The sequence below is a fragment of the Adlercreutzia sp. genome, from assembly GCF_056795635.1.
Window position 1 is genome coordinate 18,662 of sequence record NZ_JBQIIT010000018.1, and the last position, 20,531, is coordinate 39,192.

A 20,531-nucleotide genomic window follows, 5' to 3' on the forward strand; every position below is an offset into this window, starting at 1 on the left:
GGCGCTCTGGACGGCACCGGCGCGGGGGTTCACAATAAGTTAGTTAACCCATGCCCGCGCGGCCCGGCTTTGCCCGGCCCGTCGCGCGGAAGAGAAAAGGAACCGCTGTGCTGCCCATCGTCATCGCCCCCGATCCGCTGCTCGCCACCGTGTGCGAGCCCTGCGACCCCCGCGACAAGTCCCTGCGCCGTCTGTCCAAGCAGATGGCCCACGCCATGTACAAGAACTACGGCTGCGGCATCGCCGCGCCCCAGGTGGGCGTCACCAAGCGCCTCGTCGTCATCGACGTGGACTGGGACGGCGAGAAGGGGGAGAAGAACCCCATCGTGCTCGTGAACCCCGAGATCGTGGAGTTGGCCGGCGAGCCGGAGGAGGGCGGCGAGGGCTGCCTGTCCTGCCCCGGCGTCACCGTGCCCGTGAAGCGGCAGCCCTGGGCCCGGGTGCAGTACTACGACCTGGACGGCGAGCTGTGGGAGATCGAGGGGGACGGCCTTCTCGGTCGCTGCCTCCAGCACGAGATTGACCACTTGAACGGCCGCACCCTCTTCGAGAGCTGCGATCCGGTGACCCGCATCGAGGCGCTGCGGGCCTACGACGAGGCCAAGGCCGCCGGCGCGCGGCCCGGCGACACCGACATCGAGGTGAAGTAGGGTGCGCGTCGTCTACATGGGCACGCCGGCCTTCGCCGCCGCCATCTTGGAGCAGCTCATTCCCCACCACGAGGTGGTGGCCGTCTACACCCGCCCCGATGCCGTGCGCGGCCGGGGGAGCGAGCCGGTGGCCTCTCCCGTGAAGGAGGTGGCCCTGGCCGCGGGCATTCCCGTGCGCACCCCCCGCACCCTGCGGGACGCCGCCGAGCAGGAGGCCCTGGCCGCGCTCGCCCCCGACGTCATCTGCGTGGCCGCCTACGGGGCCATCCTGCCGCCGGAGGTGCTGGCCATCCCGGTCCACGGCTGCCTGAACGTCCACGGATCGCTGCTGCCCCGCTGGCGCGGCGCGGCCCCCATCGAGCGGGCCATCCTGGCCGGCGACGAGGAGGTGGGCGTGTGCATCATGGCCATGGAGGAGGGCCTCGACACCGGCAATTACTGCGTGTGCCGCTCCATCCCCGCGGCCGGGGCCACGACGGAAAGCCTCACGGCGGATCTGGCCGATCTGGGGGCGAGCGCGCTTCTGGCGGCGCTGACCCAGGTGGAGGCCGGGCGCGTGGCCTGGGTGGCCCAGGACGAGGCCGCAGTCACTTACGCGGAGAAGATCGCGAAGGGGGAGCTGAACCTGAATCCGGCCGAGGACGCCGTGGCGAACGACCGGCGCGTGCGGGCCTCGAGCGCGGCCCATCCGGCCCGCTGCGTTCTGGGGGCCCGGGCGGCCACGGTGCTGCGCGCCCGGGTGGCCGACGACGCCCCCGTTGCCCTGGCTCCCGGCCAGGCCATGCTCGCCGGCAAGCGCCTGTACCTCGGCTGCATCGAGGGCATCTTGGAAGTAATCGAAGTGAAACCGGACGGGAAGCGCGCCATGGAAGCGCACGCCTTCGCCGCCGGCGTCCCCGCGCTGCGGGGCGAGGAAGGAACTTGGTCCCGTGCATAACGACAACCACTCTCAGAATCAGCGCCGCTCCTCCGATCGGCCGTCCTCGGGCGGTCCGGGCGGCCATCGCGGGCCCCGTTCCGGCGGCCCGCGCGGCAACGGCGGCTATCGGGGCCGCGACGACCGCGGACCCCGCGGCCCCCGCAAGGACTACGGCGGGCGCGGGGGCGACCGCTCCCGGGACGACCGCGGGCCGCGCAAGGATTTCGGATCCCGGGACGGCCAGGGCGGCCGCGACGGGAAGCCCGGCGGCTTCCGCAAGGACGGCAAGCCCGGCGGGTACCGGGGCGGCAAGCCCGGGGGATACCGCAAGGACGATCGCGGGCCCCGCGACGGCAAGCCCTTCGAGCGGAAGCGCTTCGAGGGCGACCGTTCCCAGGGCGATGACGGCGAGCGCAAGGATTTCCGCGGCCCCCGCAAGGACTTCCGCCCCCGGGGCGATCAGCCCCGCGGCCCGCGGCGCGACAGCCGCGACAGCGGCCATCCGCGCGAGGTGTTCGTTGACGGCAAGCTCATGGCCGCCCCCGATCAGGGCGACGGGCGCGACCGGGGTCGCGGGCGCGACTTCGGCGGCCGCGACGATCGCCCGTGGGACGGCCGGCCCCCGCGCCGCGACGACGGTGCCCGGGCCAAGCGGCCGAACAGCCACCATGCCACCTCGGCCCGGGAGCTGGCCCTCTCGGCCCTGCACCAGCTGCGGGAGCGCGACGCCTTCGCCCAGGACATCATCGCCAAGACCATCGACAAGTCGAAGCTGTCCCGCGAGGACCGCGCCTTCGCCACGCGCCTCGTGCTGGGCGTGACGAGCACCCGCGGCACCCTGGAGGACGTCATCGACGGCTGCATGGACTCGCCCGACGACGCCGCCCCGGCCGTGCGCGATGCCCTGGCCCTGTCGGCCTACGAGATCATCTTCCTGCAGAAGAGCCCCCACGCCGCCGTGGATCAGGGCGTGGAGCTCGTGAAGACCGTGGCCCCGCGGGCCGGCGGCCTGGCCAACGCCGTGCTGCGCCGCGTGGTGCGGGCCAAGGAGCACTTCCCCTTCGGCGACCCGCGCACCGACATCGCCGCCTACGCGCGGCTCCACGGGTTCCCCGTGTGGCTCGCCGAGCGGCTCATTGCCGAGCTCGGCCCCGAGGGCGCCCGCGACTTCATGGTGGCCTCCAACGAGCCCGCTCCGGTGTTCGTCTCGGTCAACGCCGTGAAGGCCTCCGAGGACGAGGTAGTGCCCGTGCTGGCCGCGGCCCACGGCGACCCGACCCCGGTGACGGTGGCCGGCCGCCCCGTTCCCGGCTGCTATCGGGTGTCCTCCGGTGTGCCCCTGCTCGACGGGCGCGTGCGCCGCATGTTCAGCCAGGGCCAGCTGCTCGTCTCCGACGCCACGTCCCAGGCCGTGGCGAGCCTCGTGGTGGGCGACGAGGCCCCCGCCTCCTTCTTGGAGATCGGGGCCGGCCGCGCCACGAAGACCATCCTCGACCAGAGCTGCGCCTATCGCCGCTTCGGCGCGCAGATCGGCGACTACGTGACCGTGGACGTGCACGCCTTCAAGACCCGCCTCCTCCAGGAGCGCGCCGAGCTGTACGGCATCGAGGTGACCGAGCCCATCATCGGCGACGCCACCGACCTGGGCGCGCTGGTGAGCGAGCGCACCTTCGACCGCGTGTTCATCGACGCGCCCTGCTCGGGCCTGGGCACCCTGCGCCGCCACGCGGACATCCGCTGGCGCCTGCGACCCGAGACCATTGACGAGCAGGCGGCCCTCGACGGGCGCCTCTTGGCGAGCGCCGCGGCCCACGTGGCTCCCGGCGGCATCCTGGCCTACGCCACCTGCACCATCACCCACGAGGAGAACGCCGATGCCGTGGATCAGTTCCTCGCCACGGAGGCCGGCTCCGCCTTCGAGGTGATCCCCTACGAGAACCCCGAGCTCGGCATCGAGCGGCCCTTCTTCTCCATTCCCCTGGAGCCCGGCGGCCCCGACGCCCACTTCCTCGCCCTTTTGCGCCGCAAGGCCTAGGACCGCAGGCACGAACTTTTAATGTATGAAGGCCCCGTGTCCCGGCTGGTAACGGCTGGGACACGGGGCCTCTTCTCGCTGGGGCGATAGCTTGCCGGCGGATCGCTATTGTTCGTCGAGGGCCTTCGCCAGAAGTCCGAGCGTCTCTCGGTCGAGGCGGCCGATGGGTGCATCGCGCAGCAGTTTCTCGCGGTTCACCTCGAAAAGCGGATTGAGCTGCACCCAAGAGGGCCTTCTCAGACCGCACGCCTCCCAACGGGGAATCTCCAGATAGCCGGATTGGTCGTAGTTTCCCGCCGAGGTGACTTTTGCGGTGATGACGCTTGCCCGGCCGGTTTCGTCGAGGATGACCACCGGACGCACTTTTCCCGTATGGGGATGGTCTGCGAATGCGACATAGGCAAGCCAAATGTTACCTATGCGCGGCTCAGACAAGGTCATCGTACAGACCGTCATCTTCGGGAGCATCGGCCCATGGGGGAAGGATCGTCATGCCCGTATCGGGTTCGGGCTTCAGGATGGCTTTATCCCGCAGATCGATGGAGGGCTCGGGGCGCACATCGAAGGGCAGGCCGCCCACTTCAATCGACTTTCTCATGAAGAGGTTGAACGCTTCGCTCAGGCTCATGCCCCATCGTTCGTAGACGGTACGCGTCTGATGCTTGAGTTCGGCGCTCGTTCTGAACTTGATCTCGGCATTCTTCGTTGCAGTGGCCATGAGGCACCTCCTTAATGTGGCCCTTATGTTACTACAAGAGGGTACCTTCGGTGAAGGCAGGCGCGAGGTAATAGGATGTCTCGCGTTTCTTTTGGAACATGAGCAATATTGTCATGAATGGGCACGTAGATGTCAGAACAGGGAAGCGCAGAAGTGCGATGGGGATCCTATACTTTTCTTTGTTTTGACATGTGGTCTAAGGTTCGAGCAGCTGCGCGAATCTATGGGGAGAGAGCGAAGGATGTGAGCATAATGGAGGACACCTTGAAGACTGTTCTGCGAGAGACTGGCGAGCAGCTCTCTTCGTCGGAGGCGTGCGGAAAAGCCAGACTGAAGGGCCGATTGAGTGCGGAAAAGCTGCTTTATCCGACGCGCGATCGCGTCCATGAGATCCTCTACGCCCCTGAAGCGCTGAGTGCCAAACTTCCCGAGCAAACGCTCTACGGATATCTGCGGTCGTCGAACGACGACAACCTTTCGGCTGTGGCTTTCTCTTATCTGGGAACTGACATAACCTACAAAACGTTGTTCTGTCAAATTGAGCGCGTGGCACGCTCTCTGCGCGCAGCTGGGATCGGGCGGGGAGATTTTGTCTCCGTTGTCCTGCCCGGAATCCCCGAGGCGTTCTACGTGGTGTACGCCTGCAGCATGATCGGCGCCGTGGCGAACATGATCGACCCCCGCTATCCGGCCCAAGGTATCGCGCATCAGGTTCATCAGGTGGGCTCTCGCTTTGTCATAGGACTCACGACAGTCTCGCCGTTGCTTGTTCCCTTGTATGAGGAAGGCGTCACGGTTGTCGCCGTTTCGCCCTCCGAGTCCCTCGATCTTCCGTCTAAGCTCACCTTTGCGGTAAAGGCGCTTGCGGGCAGGGTATCGCTCCCGAAGAGGCCGGCCGAAGCGGCACTCTTTAAGTCGTGGTGCGATTTCCTTGCGGCCGGCGAAAGCGTGGCCGCCGTAGCCGACTGTTACGTGAGGGATACGCCCGTAGCGGCGCTTTCCACGGGCGGTACAACGGGCATGCCGAAGAAGGTGCTGCTCTCCAACGACAACATCAACGCGGCGGTGTTCCAGGCGGCGCGGTGTGGCCTTACATTGGACCGCAGCCAAAGCTGGTACGACATCATGCCGCCCTTCATCGCCTATGGCTTGGCCGATGGGCTGCACCTGCCACTCGTCATCGGCATGAAGGTTTACCTGGTTCCCGATCCGAAGGGAATCGATCTAGCCGAGGAGATGCTGCGGTTGCGTCCCAACCATATGGCGGGCGCTCCCGACCACTGGCTTTCCCTGGCCGATAGCGAGAAGCTCGAGGGGATCGACCTCTCGTTTCTCTTGGATCCCATTCTGGGCGGCGACGGGGTGTCGCTTGCGCAAGAGACGCGCATCAACGACTTCCTCGCGTCCCACGGCTGCGCCCATCGCCTGAGAGTCGGCTACGGAATGACGGAGTGCTGCGGCGGCGCGAGCGTGGCGGGCGCCAACGAGTCCGTCGTCCTCCAGAGCGTCGGCTACTCATTTCCCCAGCAGCTGATCGCGGCTTTCGAGCGGCGAGCCGATGGGAGCGCGGGCTCGGAACTTCCCTACGTTCCCGCCGATGTTTCCGAACCCATTCCCGAAGAGTACATCGGCGAGATCTGCTTTTCAGGACCCAGCGTCATGCTCGGCTACTTCGACAATCCCGAGGAGACCTCCCATGCCCTGCGCGTGCACGATGACGGGAGAACGTGGCTCCATAGTGGCGATGCGGGCTATTTGAAGCTCCCGAAGGGAGAGATCCACATTACAGGTCGCTATAAGGACTTCATCGTGCGCCACGACGGTTTCAAGATTCCCCCGCAAGAAATCGAGGCGGTGGTCTACCAATGCGACGAGGTCGAAGTGTGTAAAGCGGTGGGCATCCCCGACAGGGATCGCCCCCAGGGTGAGCTCGTGAAGGTGTTCTTCAAGGTGAAGGCGGGGAAGTCTCCCGCAGGGAAAGATGTGACGGTCGCAGAGCGCATACGCACGCTTTGTGAGGAACGTCTTCCCGCGTACAAACTGCCCTGCGCCTATGAAGAACTCGATGAGTTTCCCAAGACGTCCATTGGCAAGATCGACTTGAAGGCACTGCGGAAGACGGAAGGGTGAGCAACGGTGAATCACAAGGACTCTCATAATGGCCTCCGGCGTCTCTTGCCCTCGCAGGAGAGACCGTGGAGCAAATACTACAGCCAAGAGGCGCTGGCCGCCGAGCCGCCTGATGCCACGATGTACGACTATCTGGTGCAGTCGTGCGAGGCCGGCGGATCGGATACGGCTCTGATCTATTTCGGACGACGGGTGACCTTTGGCGACTTCATGGGAGAGGTTGACGTTGCCGCCAAGGCGCTGTGGGCGCAGGGCGTGCGACAGGGCGATGTGGTTACGGTCGTTTCCCTCGCGACCCCTGAAACCTATGCGCTCGTATACGCTATCAACCGTATTGGGGCCAAGGCGAATATGGAATATGCCACCGTCGCTCCCGGCGTGCTCGCGCAATCGCTTCGCAAGACCGAGTCGAAGATGCTGTTCGTGCTTGATCTTTTTGCCGAAACATTGGAAGGGGAGCTGAAGACTCCGGGAATCCGCAGCGTCGTTTTGCCCATGGAGCGCTCCATGGGGACGTTTGCGCGGATGGCGACCCGTTTGCGCAGGGCGCCGCGGGGAGCCCATCGAGCCTTGAGCTATGACGGTTTTCTCCGTGCAGGCGCCGCAGCGTCCATTGAGGAGGTGCATGAGGGAGGCTTGGCGTTTGCCTTGCTTTCAACCTCGGGTACAACGGGCGAGCCGAAGAAGGTCGTTCTTTCCAGCAATGCGATCAACAGCATTGTCTGGCAGTATCGCCACAGCGGGATGGACTTCAAGCGGGGAGACACCTACCTCTCGGTGGCACCGCCGTTCCTTGCCTTCGGCATGGTTCTCTCGATGCATGCCCCTCTCTGTCTCGGCGTGGTGAACCATCTGGCGCCCGACCCGTCCGTTGATGCCGTTGTACGGGACTATCTGAGGGTAAAACCCCAGCACTGCCTTGAGGCACCCGCCTATATCGAGAGACTGGTCAGGGCCGTTGACGGCCGCAAGGCGGATCTCTCGTTCATCAAGACGCTCGCCGTGGGAGGGGAGAGCCTCTCTCCCGAGCGAAGAGGGGAGATAGACGAAATCCTCTTTCGCCATGGCGCCCGCGTCGGCGTTATCCATGGATACGGAATGACGGAAGTTGCCTCAACGGCCGTTACCGAGATGCCCGGCAGGCGAAAGTGCGGCAGCGTCGGCTTGCCCCAGTGCCGGGTGAACGTGAAAGCGGTCGATCTTGAGACGGGGCATGAGGGTGGATATGGAGATGTCGGCGAGTTGTGGGTGAGTTCGCCGGGAGCCATGATGGGGTACTTCGATAACGACTTGGCCACCAATGAAACCCTGCGCGTTGATGAGAGCGGCGCTGTTTGGGTGAGAACGGGGGACTTGGCATCAATCGATGAGGACGGGTTCGTGTTCCATCACGGCCGCATCAAGCGCATCGCCATGGTCATCGATCCCGTCACGAAGCAGATAGAGAAGGTTTTTCCCGAACAGGTGGAAGGCGAGTTGCTGAAATTGCCCGATGTTGCCACGTGCGCGGTAGTCGTGCCCGTCGGGAGCGATCGCTTGGGCGTGCCCTATGCCTTTGTGGTTCCCGCCGAGGGTGTCGTCTTTGACAAAGCAGCGACTGACAAGGGATTGCGTGGTGCTTTGCCCGCTCACTCCTGCCCAAGGGATTATTTCTTGGTCGAGGAAATCCCGCTGTTGTCATCGGGAAAGACCGATTATGGGCTCCTGGAGAAGCGGGCCCGCGGCCTCGCGGCGTCTTGAGCAAGACCCTGTTGTCGCCGACCGGGTGAAAATGGGGAGACATCCCGTTGCCTCCTCCGAAGGTGCGGTGTCGAAGGATCCCCCAATCTCCATCGGCGCCCAGACTGGCTTCTTTTCGCGGTGCCACGCTCGGTTCACGCGGCGCCCCGGCTGGCAATGGCCGGGGCGCCTTGCGTTTCGCTGGGGACGATGGCGGGTTGGTGGGAAAAACTATGGGGTTGGTTACCGATGTTTTAACGGTTTTGAAACGTTGACCGTTCCGGTGTCAGTACAATAGCAAGCTAAATTATTCCCCAGGTCCGAAAAGGAGGTCGCAGGTCGTGGAGCCGAATATCAAAGAGGTGGCGGGGCGCATCCGCGCTCTGCGCGAGGACATGGACCTCACCATGCAGGAGATGGCCGAGGCCACGGGCCGCTCGGTGGCCGAGTACGCCGCCCAGGAGGCCGGCGACGAGGATCTCTCCTTCACCTTCCTGTATAAGTGCGCCGAGAAGTTCGGCGTGGATGTGATCGAGCTGCTCACGGGCGAGAACCCGCATCTGACGGGCTACTCGCTCACCCGGGCCGGCGCCGGTCTGTCCATCAAGCGGCGGGCGGGCTTCGAGTACCTGCACAAGGCGCCGCACTTCCGCCACAAGCTGGCCGAGCCCTTCGTGGTGACGGCGCCCTACCTGGAAGAGCAGCAGGATGTGCCCGTGCACCTGTCGCGCCATGAGGGTCAGGAGCTCGACTTCATCATCTCCGGCCAGATGCGCTTCGCCTACGAGGGCCACGAGGAGATACTGAATCCCGGCGACGTGGTCATGTACGACTCCGGTCGCGGCCACGGCATGGTGGCCACGGGAGGCGCGCCCTGCGTGTTCCTGGCCATCGTCATGAAGCCCGGCGACGAGAAGATTATCTAGGCGGCCCGGTCCGTCGCGGGCACGCCCGCGGCCCTGGCGTCGCCCTATCCCGCGCCCCGGTGCCCGCAGGCGCCGTGTCGCCCGCAGCTGGCCTGTGGCCCTCGCTGCGGAACCGCCCCTAATCTTTTCGCACCCGACTTCACCCGAGGAACCATTATGCGCAACATCAACGAACGCTATGTCACCGAGGCCTTCAACGAGCAGGGCCAGCTCACCCAGTTCGACGTGGACGTGCCCGCCGATTTCAACTTCGCCTACGATGTGGTGGACGACATCGCCGAGCACGACCCCGACCGCACCGCCATGGTGTGGTGCAACCCGGAAGGGGAGGAGCACGTCTTCACCTTCGCCGACATGAAGCGCTGGTCCGATAAGACGGCCAACTTCTTCGCCGACTGCGGCATCGGCCGGGGCGACTTCGTCATGGTCATCCTGCGGCGCCACTACCAGTTCTGGTTCACCATGCTGGCTCTGGAGAAGCTGGGGGCCGTGGCGGTGCCCGCCACCTTCATGCTGAAGGAGCACGATCTGACCTACCGCCTGAACGGGGCCGATATCAAGGCCGTGGTGGCCACTTCCACCGGAGATATCGCCGATACCGTGGACGCCGTGGTGGGCGCGTGTCCCAGCGTGGAGGCGCTCATCTTGGTGAATCCCGCGGGCGGCGGCCTCACGGCCCAGGACGGCGAGGGTCGCTGGCTCTTCCCCGAGGGGGAGCCGGGCGGACTGGCGCTCTCGGGTTCTGAGGGCATCTGCGCGTTGCCCGCTGTCCGCGCGGGCTGGCGCGACTTCAACAGCGAGGTGCGCGCGGCCAGCGCCGACTTCGCCCGGCGCGAGACGGCGGCGGCCGACCCCATGCTCATGTACTTCTCCAGCGGCACCACGGGCAACCCCAAGATGGTGCTCCACGATGCCGGCTACGCCGTGGCCCATCTCATCACGGCCAAGCACTGGCACAACGTGAACCCCGAGGGGCTGCACTTCACAATTGCCGACACCGGCTGGGGCAAGGCTGTGTGGGGCAAGTTCTTCGGGCAGTGGCTCATGGAGGCCGCCGTGCTCACCTACGACTTCGACCGCTTCGACGCCGCCGACATCCTCTCGCTCATCGGTCGGTTCGGGGTGACCACCCTGTGCTGCCCGCCCACCATGTACCGGCTCATGAGCGAGGTGGACGTGGACGCCTACGACCTGTCCAGCCTGGAATACTCCACCACGGCCGGCGAGGCGCTGAACCCCGATCTGTTCGACTTCTGGCGCGAGCACACGGGGCTGACCATCTACGAGGGCTTCGGGCAGACCGAGACGCCGCTCACCGTGGCGAACCTGACGAACTCCACCCCGCGGCCCGGCTCCATGGGCAAGCCTGTGCCCCTGTACACGATGGCCATCCTGCGCGGCGACGGCACCGAGTGCGACACCGGTGAGACCGGGGAGATCTGCATCGCCGTGAACCCGCGCCCGGCGGGCATCATGTGCGAGTACTACCGCAACCCGGAGAAGACCGCCGAGGCCATGGACGGCACCTGGTACCACACCGGGGACACCGCCTGGCGCGACGAGGAGGGCAACTACTGGTACGTGGGCCGCAACGACGACGTCATCAAGTCGAGCGGGTACCGCATCGGTCCCTTCGAGATCGAGAGCGTGCTTCTGGAGCACGAGGCCGTGCGCGAGTGCGCCGTCACCGGCGTGCCCGACCCGGTGCGCGGCTTCGCTGTGAAGGCCACGGTGGTGCTGGCCGAGGGCTGGACCGGCTCCGATGCCCTCACCCAAGAGCTGCAGAAGTGGGTGAAGCGCCAGACCGCCCCCTACAAGTACCCGCGCATCATCGAGTACGTGGACGACCTGCCGCGCACCGTGAACGGGAAAATCCGCCGCGCCGCCATCCGCGAGGCCGACGCCGCGGCCCCGGCACCGGCCAAGACCCCCGAGGGACTGATCTGATGGGCGGCCCGACCGAGCCGGCGACAGTCCCGGGCCTGCCCTTCGATCTGGCGCCGGTCACGGTGGTGGTGGGCCACTACGGGGCGGGCAAGACCACCTTCGCCCTGAACCTGGCCCTGGACGCGGCGGCGGCCGGACAGGCGGTCACCCTGGCCGACATGGACGTGGTGAACCCCTACTTCCGCTCCAGCGAGTACGCCGAGCTTCTGGAAGGGCATGGAGTGCGGCTCATCGCCCCGGTGTTCGCCCGGGCCGGCACCTCGCTGGACGTGCCCTCGCTCACCGGCGAGGTGGTGCCCGCCATCCAGGCTGCCTACGCCTGGCAGCGGGCGAGCGACGGTGGTGAGGGCCCGGCAGGACCGCGGCCCGTGGTCATCGTGGACGCTGGCGGCGATGACGTGGGCGCCACGGCCCTGGCCCGGTTCGCCTCGGCCCTGGGGGCCGGTCCCGGCGAGGTGCTCTACGTGGCCAACGCCTACCGCAACCTCACCCGCCAGCCGGCCGAGGCGGTGGCCGTGCTTCGCGAGATCGAGGCCAAGGCCGCCGTGGCGGTGACGGCCGTGGTGGGCAATTCCCACCTGCAGGGGGAGACGACCGCGGCCCTTGTGCGGGAAGCTGTTCCGTTTGCCCAGGCCGTGGCCGATGGCGCCGGGGTTCCTCTGCGGTGCGTTACGGTGCCAAAGTCGGCCATTCAACGGGAAAGCGACGGGCACGGGGCCCTGGTGGGCCTGCCCGGTGTCTATCCTGTGGACGTGTACGTATCGCCGCCCTGGTCTTTCGGGCCGGAGGCGTAGGAGAGATTGAAGGGATGCCGCGCGGGCCGCAGGGCCGATGCGGCGAGGACAGTGCAAGGAGGTTTCCATGGCGCGCGTTACCATCGACGACCATTTCTGCAAGGGCTGCGGCCTGTGCGTGGACGTCTGTCCCACGGTCATTCTGGAGCTGGACGAGGCCGTCATCACGGCCAAGGGCTACCATCCGGCCCATTGCGTCGATCAGGAGAAGTGCACGGGCTGCTGCTCGTGCGCGACGATGTGCCCCGATGTGGCCATCACGGTGGAAAGGTAGGCTCATGGCGCAGAAAGTACTCATGAAGGGCAACGAGGCCATGGCCGAGGCGGCCATGCGGGCCGGTTGCCGCCATTTCTTCGGCTATCCCATCACGCCCCAGACCGAGGTGGCCGCCTACATGGCGAAGATGATGCCGAAGGTGGGGGGCACCTACTTGCAGGCCGAGTCCGAGGTGGCGGCCATCAACATGGTCTACGGCGCCTCCGCGGCCGGCGCCCGGGTGATGACCTCCTCGTCCTCGCCGGGCATCTCGCTCAAGAGCGAGGGCATCTCCTACATGGCCGGCGCCGATCTGCCGGGCGTCATCATCAACGTGCAGCGCGGCGGCCCGGGCCTCGGCGGCATCCAGCCCTCCCAGGCCGACTACTGGCAGGCCACTAAGGCCACGGGCCACGGCGACTTCCAGATTGTCGTGTTCGCCCCCTCCACGGTGCAGGAGATGGCCGACTACGCCTTCGAGGCCTTCGACGTGGCCGATCGCTACCGCGTGCCGGTGATGATTCTGGCCGACGGCATGCTCGGCCAGATGATGGAGCCCGTGGTGCTGCCCGAGGCCATCGACCCGGCCGATCTGCCGGCCAAGCCCTGGGCTACCTGCGGCCACGGCCACGCCCGGCCCCATAACGTGGCGAACTCCCTGTACCTGACCGCTGCCGCCCTGGAGGACCTCAACCGCGAGCGCTACGAGCGCTACGACGCCATCAAGGCCGCCGAGCAGCGGGCCGAGTGCTACCGCACCGAGGACGCCGACATCGTGCTCGTGGCCTTCGGCGGGGCGGCTCGCGTGGCCCGCAGCGCCGTGAACGCCGCCCGGGAGCGCGGCATCAAGGCGGGCCTCGTGCGCCCCATCACCCTGTGGCCCTTCCCCGAGGACACCCTGGCCGAGGCTTTGGATCACGCGAAGGCGGCCCTCGTGGTGGAGATGAACATGGGCCAGATGGTGGAGGACGTGCGCCTCGTGGCGAACGGAACCGTGCCCGTGGAGTTCTACGGGCGCACCGGCGGCGTGATTCCCGCGCCGGAGGAGGTTCTGGCCGCGGTGGAGGCCCTGAGCGGAAAGGTCGGTGAGTAGCATGGCACAGGACGAGCGCGAGATGAAGGTGGTCTACGAGCGGCCCCATGCGCTTTTGCCCGTGGTGACCAACTACTGCCCGGGCTGCCCCCACGGCATCGTGGAGCGCCTCGTGGCCGAGACCATGGACGAGCTGGACATCGAGGGGGAGACCATCGGCGTGGCACCGGTGGGCTGCTCGGTGATGGCCTACGACTTCTTCGGCTGCGACATGATCGAAGCGGCCCACGGCCGCGCCCCGGCGGTGGCCACGGGCGTGAAGCGCGTGCACCCGGACAAGATCGTCTTCGCCTACCAGGGCGACGGCGACTTGGCCTCCATCGGCATGGCCGAGACCATCCATGCGGCCACCCGCGGCGAGAACATCGTCGTCATCTTCATCAACAACGCCATCTACGGCATGACCGGCGGCCAGATGGCCCCCACGTCCCTGCCGAACCAGGTGACCCAGACGAGCCCCTACGGTCGCGACGTGGCCACGGCGGGCAACCCCATCCGCGTGAGCGAGCTGTTGGCCACCCTCGATGGGCCGGCCTACATCGAGCGCGTCTGCGTGGACAGCCCCAAGAACGTGCGCAAGGCCAAGAAGGCCATCAAGAAGGCTTTCCAGAACCAGGTGGACGGCGTGGGTTACTCCTTCGTCGAAGTGATCTCCACCTGCCCCACCAACTGGGGCATGACCCCGCAGGCCGCCTTCGCGTGGATGCGGGAGAACATGCTGCCGTACTATCCGCTCGGCGTGTACCGCGACGTGGTGGCCGACGGCTTCGCCAATGCCGCCGAGGCCGCGAGCGCCCGCAACGCCGCGTGCCCCATCGCCCACCCGGAGAAGAAGGGGGAGAACTAATGGACCGCGAGCTCCAATGCGTCATCGCCGGCTTCGGCGGCCAGGGGTCGCTCTTCGCCGGCAAGGTCATCGCGACGGCCGGCCTCATCGAGGATCGCGAGGTGTCCTGGATGCCCTCCTATGGTCCCGAGATGCGCGGCGGCACGGCGAACTGCTCCGTCACCCTGTCCGACGAGCCCATCGGCAGCCCCCTTGTGCTGCACCCCAACGCCCTCATCGCCCTGAATCAGCCCTCCTTCGACAAGTTCCTGCCCACGGTGGCCGAAGGCGGCATCGTCGTGGCCGACACGGCCATGGTGCCCGAGCTGCGCGAGGCACCGGGCGTGACCGTCGTCGGCATCCCGGCAGCGAAGCTCTGCGAGGAGGCCGGCATCAAGGGCCTCGGCAACATCGTGCTCATCGGCAAGCTGTGGGCCGCGTTCCCCTTCTGCGGGCAGGAGGCCCTGGAAGGGGCGCTCGCCCAGGTGGCCGGCAAGAAGCCTGCGATGCTGGAGAAGAATAAGATCGCCCTTGAGCTGGGCATGAAGGCATAGGAGAACGTCATGGATGAGAATCTGAGAGAACTCGGCATGCGCGTCCAGGGCCTGCGCGAGGCCTGCGACGTGTCCCGCCACACCATGGCCCAGGAGCTGGGCGTGGATATCGACACCTACCGCGCCTGGGAGGAAACCGGGGTGGATATCCCCATCTCGGCCATCTACCACATGGCCACGAAGTTCTCCGTGGATCTCACGGAGATCCTCACGGGCAACGCCCCGAAGCTGGACACCTATCACGTGGTGCGCGCGGGAGAGGGCATCAACGTCGACCGCTTCCCCGGCTACCAGTACGAGGATCTGGCCTGGCGCTACGCCCGCAAGATCATGCAGCCGCTGCGGGTCGTGCTCGATCCGAGCGATGAACCGGCCGAGCTGGTGTGCCACGGGGGCCAGGAGTTCAACTACGTCGTGGACGGCTCGCTCGTCCTCACCTTCGAGGACCGCGATATCGTCCTGAACGCCGGCGACTCCATCTACTTCAATCCGGAGCACCCCCACGGCCAGCGCTGCCACGGCGACGCCCCCGCCACCTTCATCACGATCATCGCCGAATAGCTTGTTCCGTTCGCCCTGGCGGGACGAACGGACACGCCGATGCTGCGGTTCCGACAGGCACCTGGCCTTGTCCCTTGTTTCGGGCTCGGCGCGTACCGAAGTACGCTTGGCCCGAAGGCGGGGCAATGCCAGGCACTTGTCGGAACCTCGCTGACCTTGCCAATAAAGTAAGTCCGAGGAGTTATTAATGGATCACGTTCTGAAGAAATACTGCCCGAGAATCGAATTCGATTCCTACGAGGACTTCGCGGAGAACTTCCGCATCGAGGTGCCCGAGGACTTCAACTTCGGCTTCGACGTCGTGGACGAGTGGGCCGCGGTGGAGCCGGAGAAGCGGGCCCTTCTGTGGTGCAACGACGCCGGCGAGGAGCGCACCTTCACCTTCGCCGACATCAAGCGCCTCTCCAACCAGGCCGCCCACGGCTTCGCCAAGCTGGGCGTGGGCAAGGGCGACGTGGTGATGTGCATCCTGCGGCGGCGCTGGGAGTACTGGATCTGCGCCGTGGCCCTGTGCAAGCTGGGCGCCACCATCATTCCCGCCTCGCTGCAGCTGACCAGCAAGGATGTGGTGTACCGCGCCAACAGCGCCGACGTGAAGGCCATCGTGGCCGTGAACGACGACTACGTGTGCACCCAGGTGGAAGAGGCCCTGCCCGATTGCCCCGGCGTGCGCGAGACCTTCATCGTGGACGGCAGCCGGCCGGGCTGGATCGACTTCGAGGACCTCATCGCCGGTCAGCCCGAGACCTTCGAGCGGCCCACGGGCGAGGCGGCGGTCGCTGCCCGCGACATCATGCTCATGTACTTCACGAGCGGCACCACGGGCAACCCCAAGGCCGTCGAGCACAACTTCGCCCACCCGCTGGGCCATATCATCACGGCGAAGTACTGGCAGCAGGTGCGCGAGAACGAGCTGCACATGTCGGTGACCGATTCGGGCTGGGCCAAGTTCGGCTGGGGCAAGATCTACGGCCAGTGGATCTGCGGCGCGACCATCTTCGCCTACGACATGGAGAAGTTCGTGCCCGCCAAGCTGCTCCAGAAGATCCAGGACTACCGCCTGGCCACCTTCTGCGCGCCGCCCACCATGTACCGCTTCATGCTCCAGGAGGACGTGGCGGCCTACGATCTGTCCAGCGTGGAGAATTTCGCCACGGCCGGCGAGCCCTTGAACGCGGAGGTGACCATCCAGTGGGAGCGGCTCACGGGCAAGAAGATCCGCGAGGGCTTCGGCCAGACCGAGGGGCCGGTGCTTCTGGCCACCTTCCCCTGGGTGGAGCCGCGCCCCGGCTCCATGGGCAAGCCGTCGCCCTTGCTGAACGTGAAGCTCTTGGACGATGACGGCCGGGAAGTGGAGGACGGCGAGGAGGGCGCCATCTGCGTGACGGGCCTGAAAGAGGCCTACCCGCCGGGCCTGTTCGTCGGCTACTACGGCAACCCCGAGAAGACCGCCGAGGCTGTGGGAGGGGAGTACTACAACCTCCACGACATGGCCTGGCGCGACTCGGACGGCTACTGCTTCTTCGTGGGCCGCAACGACGATGTCATCAAGTGCTCGGGCTACCGCATCGGCCCCTTCGAGGTGGAGAGCGCGCTGGTGGAGCACCCGGCTGTGGTGGAGTGCGCCGTCACGGCGGCGCCGGACCCCATCCGCGGCAAGGTGGTGAAGGCCACGGTGGTGCTGGCCCGGGGCTACGAGGGCACCGACGCGCTCACCCGCGAGCTGCAGGAGCACGTGAAGAAGACCACGGCGCCCTACAAGTACCCGCGCATCATCGAGTATGTGGACGAACTGCCCAAGACCATCGGCGGCAAGATCAAGCGCAAGCTCATCCGCACCAACGACGGCATCGACGAGTAGCTGCCGCGCTGTTGCTCCGACCAAGGCGCCCTCCGGGGCGCCTTTTTGCTGCCCGCAAGGAGGTCTCTCCCTCGCCCCGCTCGGGGGGGGGGCGGGCATCGCGGTTGGAAAGACCGCTCCGCCATCCATGAGGGGATTCGAGCTCCGCTCACCCTTCTCGCCCCATTTAGGTATGGAAATTTTGTCATGGAATCGTTAAAATAACAGAAGTTCCTGCATCACCGCGAGGGGCGACCCTCAAGCTCTCCACCTGGGGAGGGGTGAGAGCGGCGGTGTCGCAGGAACACGGAAAGGAAAAGGAACAAGGAAGGAAAGAAGGAGGTTAGAAGGCATGAGTGAAGAGACCAAAGTTGATGCCGAGGTAACCACGGACGCTGCGGACTCCACGACTGAAGCTACTCCCAAAAAGACAGGCAAGAAGAAGTGGCCTATCGTCGTTGGCGTAGTGGCAGCGGTCCTGATCGTCGCCGGCGCGGGCCTGTGGGTCTGGCATGAGCAGCCGAGCTTCTGCAACGCCATCTGCCATACGCCGATGGATCCGTACAATGCCACGTACGACCAGGAGCTCCACCAGACCGGTATCGATAAGTGGGGCAACGAGGCGAGCACCGACGCCATGCTGGCTGTCACGCACAAGGCCACCGGCTCCACCTGCATGTCCTGCCATGTGCCGCAGATCAGCGAGCAGATCGGCGAGGGCATGAACTGGGTGACCGGCAACTACGTGTACCCGCTCGAGGAGCGTTCCCTGGCCGACCTCGTCGAGGCCCGCGGCATCGCTTCCGAGGAGTTCTGCCTCAACAGCGGCTGCCACGTGAACGATGACGGCTCCGTCATGACCACCGACGACCTGCAGGCGAAGACCGCCGACATGAAGCGCAACCCCCACGTGCCGCAGCACGGCAAGGTGGAGTGCGGCGAGTGCCACAAGGCTCATCGCGCGTCGGTGAACTACTGCTCCGGCTGCCACAACGACGCCGACATGCCCGAGGGCTGGATCTCCAGCGCCGACGACAAGAAGCTGAAGAAGGCCTTCGAGTCCGGTGCTGCCGCCTAGGCGCGACGCGAACCGCAACGGTTACCGCATCGGGAGCCGCCCTTCGGGACGGCTCCTTTCTTTGATGAAGTAACGGTGACGAAACGGTAACCGCTTTTCCCCTGGCCGAATGGGCCCACTTCGGGTATCATGGCACATCGAAGCGAATTCCTCGGGATGGGGGCGCCGCGCCGAACGGGCGGCGCCCCCATCCTGCGGTGAGGTCAGCTGGGGAGGGCGGATCGCTCGCTTCGCAGGAAGGGGGTGCGCACGCGCACCTCGAAGATCCCCAACTGGAAGGATGGATGAATGTCCGAAGAAGAGAAGACCGTGGAGGTCGCCGAGGTTGAAGGGGCTCCGGCCGCAACCAACGAGCCGGCTGCCAAGAAGGGCAAGAAGAAGTGGCCCATCGTGGTGGGCGTCGTCGTGGCCGTGCTCGTCGTGGCCGGTGCCGGGTTCTGGGTCTGGCACGAGCAGCCGAGCTTCTGCAACGCGATCTGCCACACCCCCATGGATCCCTACCTGCCCACCTATGAGGCCACCCCGGGCGAGCCGGCCACCGATAAGTGGGGCAACGAGCTCGAGACCGCCAGCGGCATGATGGCCGCCGTGCACCGCGCCGAGAACGGCGACACCTGCATGAGCTGCCATGTGCCCACCCTGTCCGAGCAGATCGGCGAGGGCATGAGCTGGGTGACTGGCAACTACGAGGTCATGCTGACCCAGACCGGCCAGCACGTGGTGCCCGAGAAGTCCCTCGAGGACCTCGTGGCCGCCCGCGGCATCGAGGCCGACCAGTTCTGCCTGAACGAGAGCTGCCACAACATGACTCGCGACGACCTCATCGAGGCCACGGCCGACATGAAGCGCAACCCCCATGTGCCGCAGCACGGCAAGGTGGAGTGCGGTGATTGCCACAAGGCTCATCGCGCGTCGGTGAACTACTGCTCCAGCTGCCACAACGACGCTGACATCCCCGAGGGCTGGATCAGCGCCGCCGACGACAAGAAGCTCGTCAAGGAGCTCGAGTCCATGAACTAACGGGGTTTCACCGTTCGGAAACCTCAGGAAAGGCCGCCTTCGGGCGGCCTTTCTCGTTGCTCTGCCAGGGTCGCGAGGCGTCGGGTGTTCCGATTCGCTCAGACAGTCCTCGCTTTGGAGAACAGGACATTGAGTCCTGTTCTCGCCGCTGTGGAACTCGCTCGGTCGAAACACCCGCCGTCTCCTTTGCGCTCATCCGTGCTTGGCCCTCTCAGGCTTCGGCTCGTACCTTTTTTGAAAAAATCTCAATCTATACTTGCGTGTCATCGTTTTCGGGTGTATGGTGCAACCGTCCTTTAAATGCGGTACAGAGAGGCCGACAAGGTACACCCCGTGCGCGGGGGCGCGAGAGCAAGCATCGCGAACATAAGCGCACTCAGTGAGCCTCGTCGCCAGACGGGCTTTTTTATTGCCCTCAGGCGGCAGCGGACGGGTAAAACTCGGATCCGTCCATCGGATTTCGTCTGTACACCGGAACCCGTGAAGGGAGTGTGTATGAACGACGCAAGTATGGTCAAGTCCGTCTGCATGGACGCAGACGACATCGAGCGAGCGGTGACGCGCATGGCGCACCAGATCCTCGAGGCCAACAAGGGGGCGGCGCATATCGCGCTCGTGGGCATCGTGACCCGCGGCGATCTGCTCGCGAAGATGCTCGCCCATAAGATTCAGGAGATCGAGGGGGTGGAGGTGCCCCTCGGCAAGCTGGATATCAGCTTCTACCGCGACGACTTCGCGACCCATTTCGCCCCGGAGGTCCACTCCACCGACATCCCCTTCGACATCGACGGCATGACCGTGGTGCTCGTGGACGACGTGCTCTACACCGGCCGCACCATCCGCGCGGCGCTGGATGCCCTCATGGACATCGGCCGCCCGGCGGCGGTGGAGCTGGCGGTGCTCGTGGACCGCGGCCATCGCGAGCTGCCCATCCGCGCCGATTTCGTGGGCAAGAACGTGCCCTCCTCCTCCACGGAGAACGTGCGCCTGTTCCTGGAGGAAGTGGACGGCATCTCCGCCGTCGAGATTCTGGAAATCGAGCCGGGCAAGCGAGCCGGTTCCGCGCCGCTGCAGACCAACGGAGGTGAGTAGGTCCCATGGCCTTCAATCACAAGCATCTCATCGACATCACGGACTACTCCGCCGATGACATCATGACCATCCTCGAGACGGCCAAGAACTTCAAGCAGGTGAACGAGCGCCGCATCAAGAAGGTGCCCACCCTGAAGGGCTTCACCGTGGTGAACATGTTCAACGAGCCGTCCACCCGCACCCGCTCCTCCTTCGAGATCGCCGAGAAGCGCCTGTCCGCCGACTCCCTGAACTTTGGTGGGTCCTCCACGGCCACGGTGAAGGGCGAGAGCCTCGTGGACACCGTGAAGACGCTGTGCTCCTACAAGATCGACTGCATCGTGGTGCGCGACCGCTGGGCCGGCGTGCCCCGCAAGATCGCCGACGTGTCCGG

Annotated in this window: 20 protein-coding genes; 18 read left to right on the forward strand and 2 right to left on the reverse strand. The window is 65.8% G+C overall.

Features of this window, described 5'->3' with window-relative positions:
• The first annotated feature begins 107 nt into the window (after nucleotides 1-107).
• The 3 genes from def to ACTOXK_RS09750 are packed head-to-tail and all read left to right on the forward strand — an operon-like array spanning nucleotide 108 to nucleotide 3,604.
• Nucleotides 108-650, forward strand: coding sequence for a peptide deformylase (def, locus tag ACTOXK_RS09740; RefSeq protein WP_482277969.1), 543 nt, complete (start codon nucleotides 108-110; stop codon nucleotides 648-650).
• A 1-nt stretch (nucleotide 651) separates the two neighbouring features.
• Complete coding sequence (gene fmt, locus ACTOXK_RS09745; protein WP_482277970.1) at nucleotides 652-1,587, forward strand: methionyl-tRNA formyltransferase; 936 nt, start codon at nucleotides 652-654, stop codon at nucleotides 1,585-1,587.
• Nucleotides 1,580-3,604 carry an RsmB/NOP family class I SAM-dependent RNA methyltransferase gene (locus ACTOXK_RS09750; RefSeq protein WP_482277971.1) on the forward strand — a complete coding sequence of 675 codons (2,025 nt, stop codon included), beginning with the start codon at nucleotides 1,580-1,582 and terminating at the stop codon, nucleotides 3,602-3,604. The genes fmt and ACTOXK_RS09750 overlap by 8 nt, the downstream gene beginning before the upstream one ends.
• 105 nt (nucleotides 3,605-3,709) lie before the next feature.
• Here ACTOXK_RS09750 and ACTOXK_RS09755 read toward each other — a convergent pair whose 3' ends face one another.
• Entirely contained in the window at nucleotides 3,710-4,072 is a 363-nt protein-coding gene (locus ACTOXK_RS09755) for a type II toxin-antitoxin system PemK/MazF family toxin (RefSeq protein ID WP_482279404.1), read from the reverse strand.
• Nucleotides 4,032-4,322 carry a type II toxin-antitoxin system RelB/DinJ family antitoxin gene (locus ACTOXK_RS09760; protein WP_482277973.1) on the reverse strand — a complete coding sequence of 97 codons (291 nt, stop codon included), beginning with the start codon at nucleotides 4,320-4,322 and terminating at the stop codon, nucleotides 4,032-4,034. Before ACTOXK_RS09760 ends, ACTOXK_RS09755 begins: the two co-directional genes overlap by 41 nt.
• A gap of 252 nt (nucleotides 4,323-4,574) precedes the next feature.
• Here ACTOXK_RS09760 and ACTOXK_RS09765 point away from each other — a divergent pair, with 252 nt between their 5' ends.
• The 15 genes from ACTOXK_RS09765 to ACTOXK_RS09835 form a co-directional block, all read left to right on the forward strand.
• Nucleotides 4,575-6,452, forward strand: a complete 1,878-nt coding sequence (locus tag ACTOXK_RS09765) for a class I adenylate-forming enzyme family protein (protein ID WP_482277974.1) — start codon at nucleotides 4,575-4,577, stop codon at nucleotides 6,450-6,452.
• 6 nt (nucleotides 6,453-6,458) lie between these two features.
• Entirely contained in the window at nucleotides 6,459-8,192 is a 1,734-nt protein-coding gene (locus tag ACTOXK_RS09770) for a class I adenylate-forming enzyme family protein (protein WP_482279405.1), read from the forward strand.
• 320 nt (nucleotides 8,193-8,512) lie between these two features.
• On the forward strand, nucleotides 8,513-9,097 hold the full coding sequence (locus ACTOXK_RS09775; protein ID WP_482277976.1) for a helix-turn-helix domain-containing protein: 585 nt from the start codon (nucleotides 8,513-8,515) through the stop codon (nucleotides 9,095-9,097).
• Between the two features lie 156 nt (nucleotides 9,098-9,253).
• The gene (locus tag ACTOXK_RS09780; protein ID WP_482277977.1) at nucleotides 9,254-11,044 is read left to right on the forward strand and encodes an AMP-binding protein; all 1,791 of its coding nucleotides are present in this window, start codon (nucleotides 9,254-9,256) and stop codon (nucleotides 11,042-11,044) included.
• A complete protein-coding gene (locus ACTOXK_RS09785; RefSeq protein ID WP_482277978.1) occupies nucleotides 11,044-11,838 on the forward strand; it encodes a ParA family protein in 795 nt (264 codons plus the stop codon). Before ACTOXK_RS09780 ends, ACTOXK_RS09785 begins: the two co-directional genes overlap by 1 nt.
• Nucleotides 11,839-11,905: 67 nt before the next feature.
• Nucleotides 11,906-12,112, forward strand: a complete 207-nt coding sequence (locus ACTOXK_RS09790; RefSeq protein WP_482277979.1) for a 4Fe-4S binding protein — start codon at nucleotides 11,906-11,908, stop codon at nucleotides 12,110-12,112.
• 4 nt (nucleotides 12,113-12,116) lie between these two features.
• Nucleotides 12,117-13,187 carry a 3-methyl-2-oxobutanoate dehydrogenase subunit VorB gene (locus tag ACTOXK_RS09795; RefSeq protein ID WP_482277980.1) on the forward strand — a complete coding sequence of 357 codons (1,071 nt, stop codon included), beginning with the start codon at nucleotides 12,117-12,119 and terminating at the stop codon, nucleotides 13,185-13,187.
• Between the two features lies 1 nt (nucleotide 13,188).
• Nucleotides 13,189-14,034, forward strand: coding sequence for a thiamine pyrophosphate-dependent enzyme (locus ACTOXK_RS09800; protein ID WP_482277981.1), 846 nt, complete (start codon nucleotides 13,189-13,191; stop codon nucleotides 14,032-14,034).
• Nucleotides 14,034-14,567 (forward strand): 2-oxoacid:ferredoxin oxidoreductase subunit gamma family protein, encoded by a 534-nt coding sequence (locus tag ACTOXK_RS09805; protein ID WP_482277982.1) that lies wholly within the window; start codon nucleotides 14,034-14,036, stop codon nucleotides 14,565-14,567. The genes ACTOXK_RS09800 and ACTOXK_RS09805 overlap by 1 nt, the downstream gene beginning before the upstream one ends.
• A gap of 9 nt (nucleotides 14,568-14,576) precedes the next feature.
• On the forward strand, nucleotides 14,577-15,128 hold the full coding sequence (locus ACTOXK_RS09810) for a helix-turn-helix domain-containing protein (protein WP_482277983.1): 552 nt from the start codon (nucleotides 14,577-14,579) through the stop codon (nucleotides 15,126-15,128).
• 187 nt (nucleotides 15,129-15,315) lie between these two features.
• Entirely contained in the window at nucleotides 15,316-16,989 is a 1,674-nt protein-coding gene (locus ACTOXK_RS09815) for an AMP-binding protein (RefSeq protein WP_482277984.1), read from the forward strand.
• 331 nt (nucleotides 16,990-17,320) lie between these two features.
• The gene (cgr1, locus tag ACTOXK_RS09820) at nucleotides 17,321-18,046 is read left to right on the forward strand and encodes a cytochrome c-type protein Cgr1 (RefSeq protein ID WP_482277985.1); all 726 of its coding nucleotides are present in this window, start codon (nucleotides 17,321-17,323) and stop codon (nucleotides 18,044-18,046) included.
• A 288-nt stretch (nucleotides 18,047-18,334) separates the two neighbouring features.
• Entirely contained in the window at nucleotides 18,335-19,066 is a 732-nt protein-coding gene (gene cgr1 / locus ACTOXK_RS09825; RefSeq protein WP_482277986.1) for a cytochrome c-type protein Cgr1, read from the forward strand.
• Nucleotides 19,067-19,561: 495 nt separating this feature from the next.
• Nucleotides 19,562-20,158 (forward strand): bifunctional pyr operon transcriptional regulator/uracil phosphoribosyltransferase PyrR, encoded by a 597-nt coding sequence (gene pyrR / locus ACTOXK_RS09830; protein ID WP_482277987.1) that lies wholly within the window; start codon nucleotides 19,562-19,564, stop codon nucleotides 20,156-20,158.
• A 5-nt stretch (nucleotides 20,159-20,163) separates the two neighbouring features.
• A partial coding sequence (locus ACTOXK_RS09835) for an aspartate carbamoyltransferase (protein WP_482279918.1) occupies nucleotides 20,164-20,531 on the forward strand: 368 nt, incomplete at its 3' end.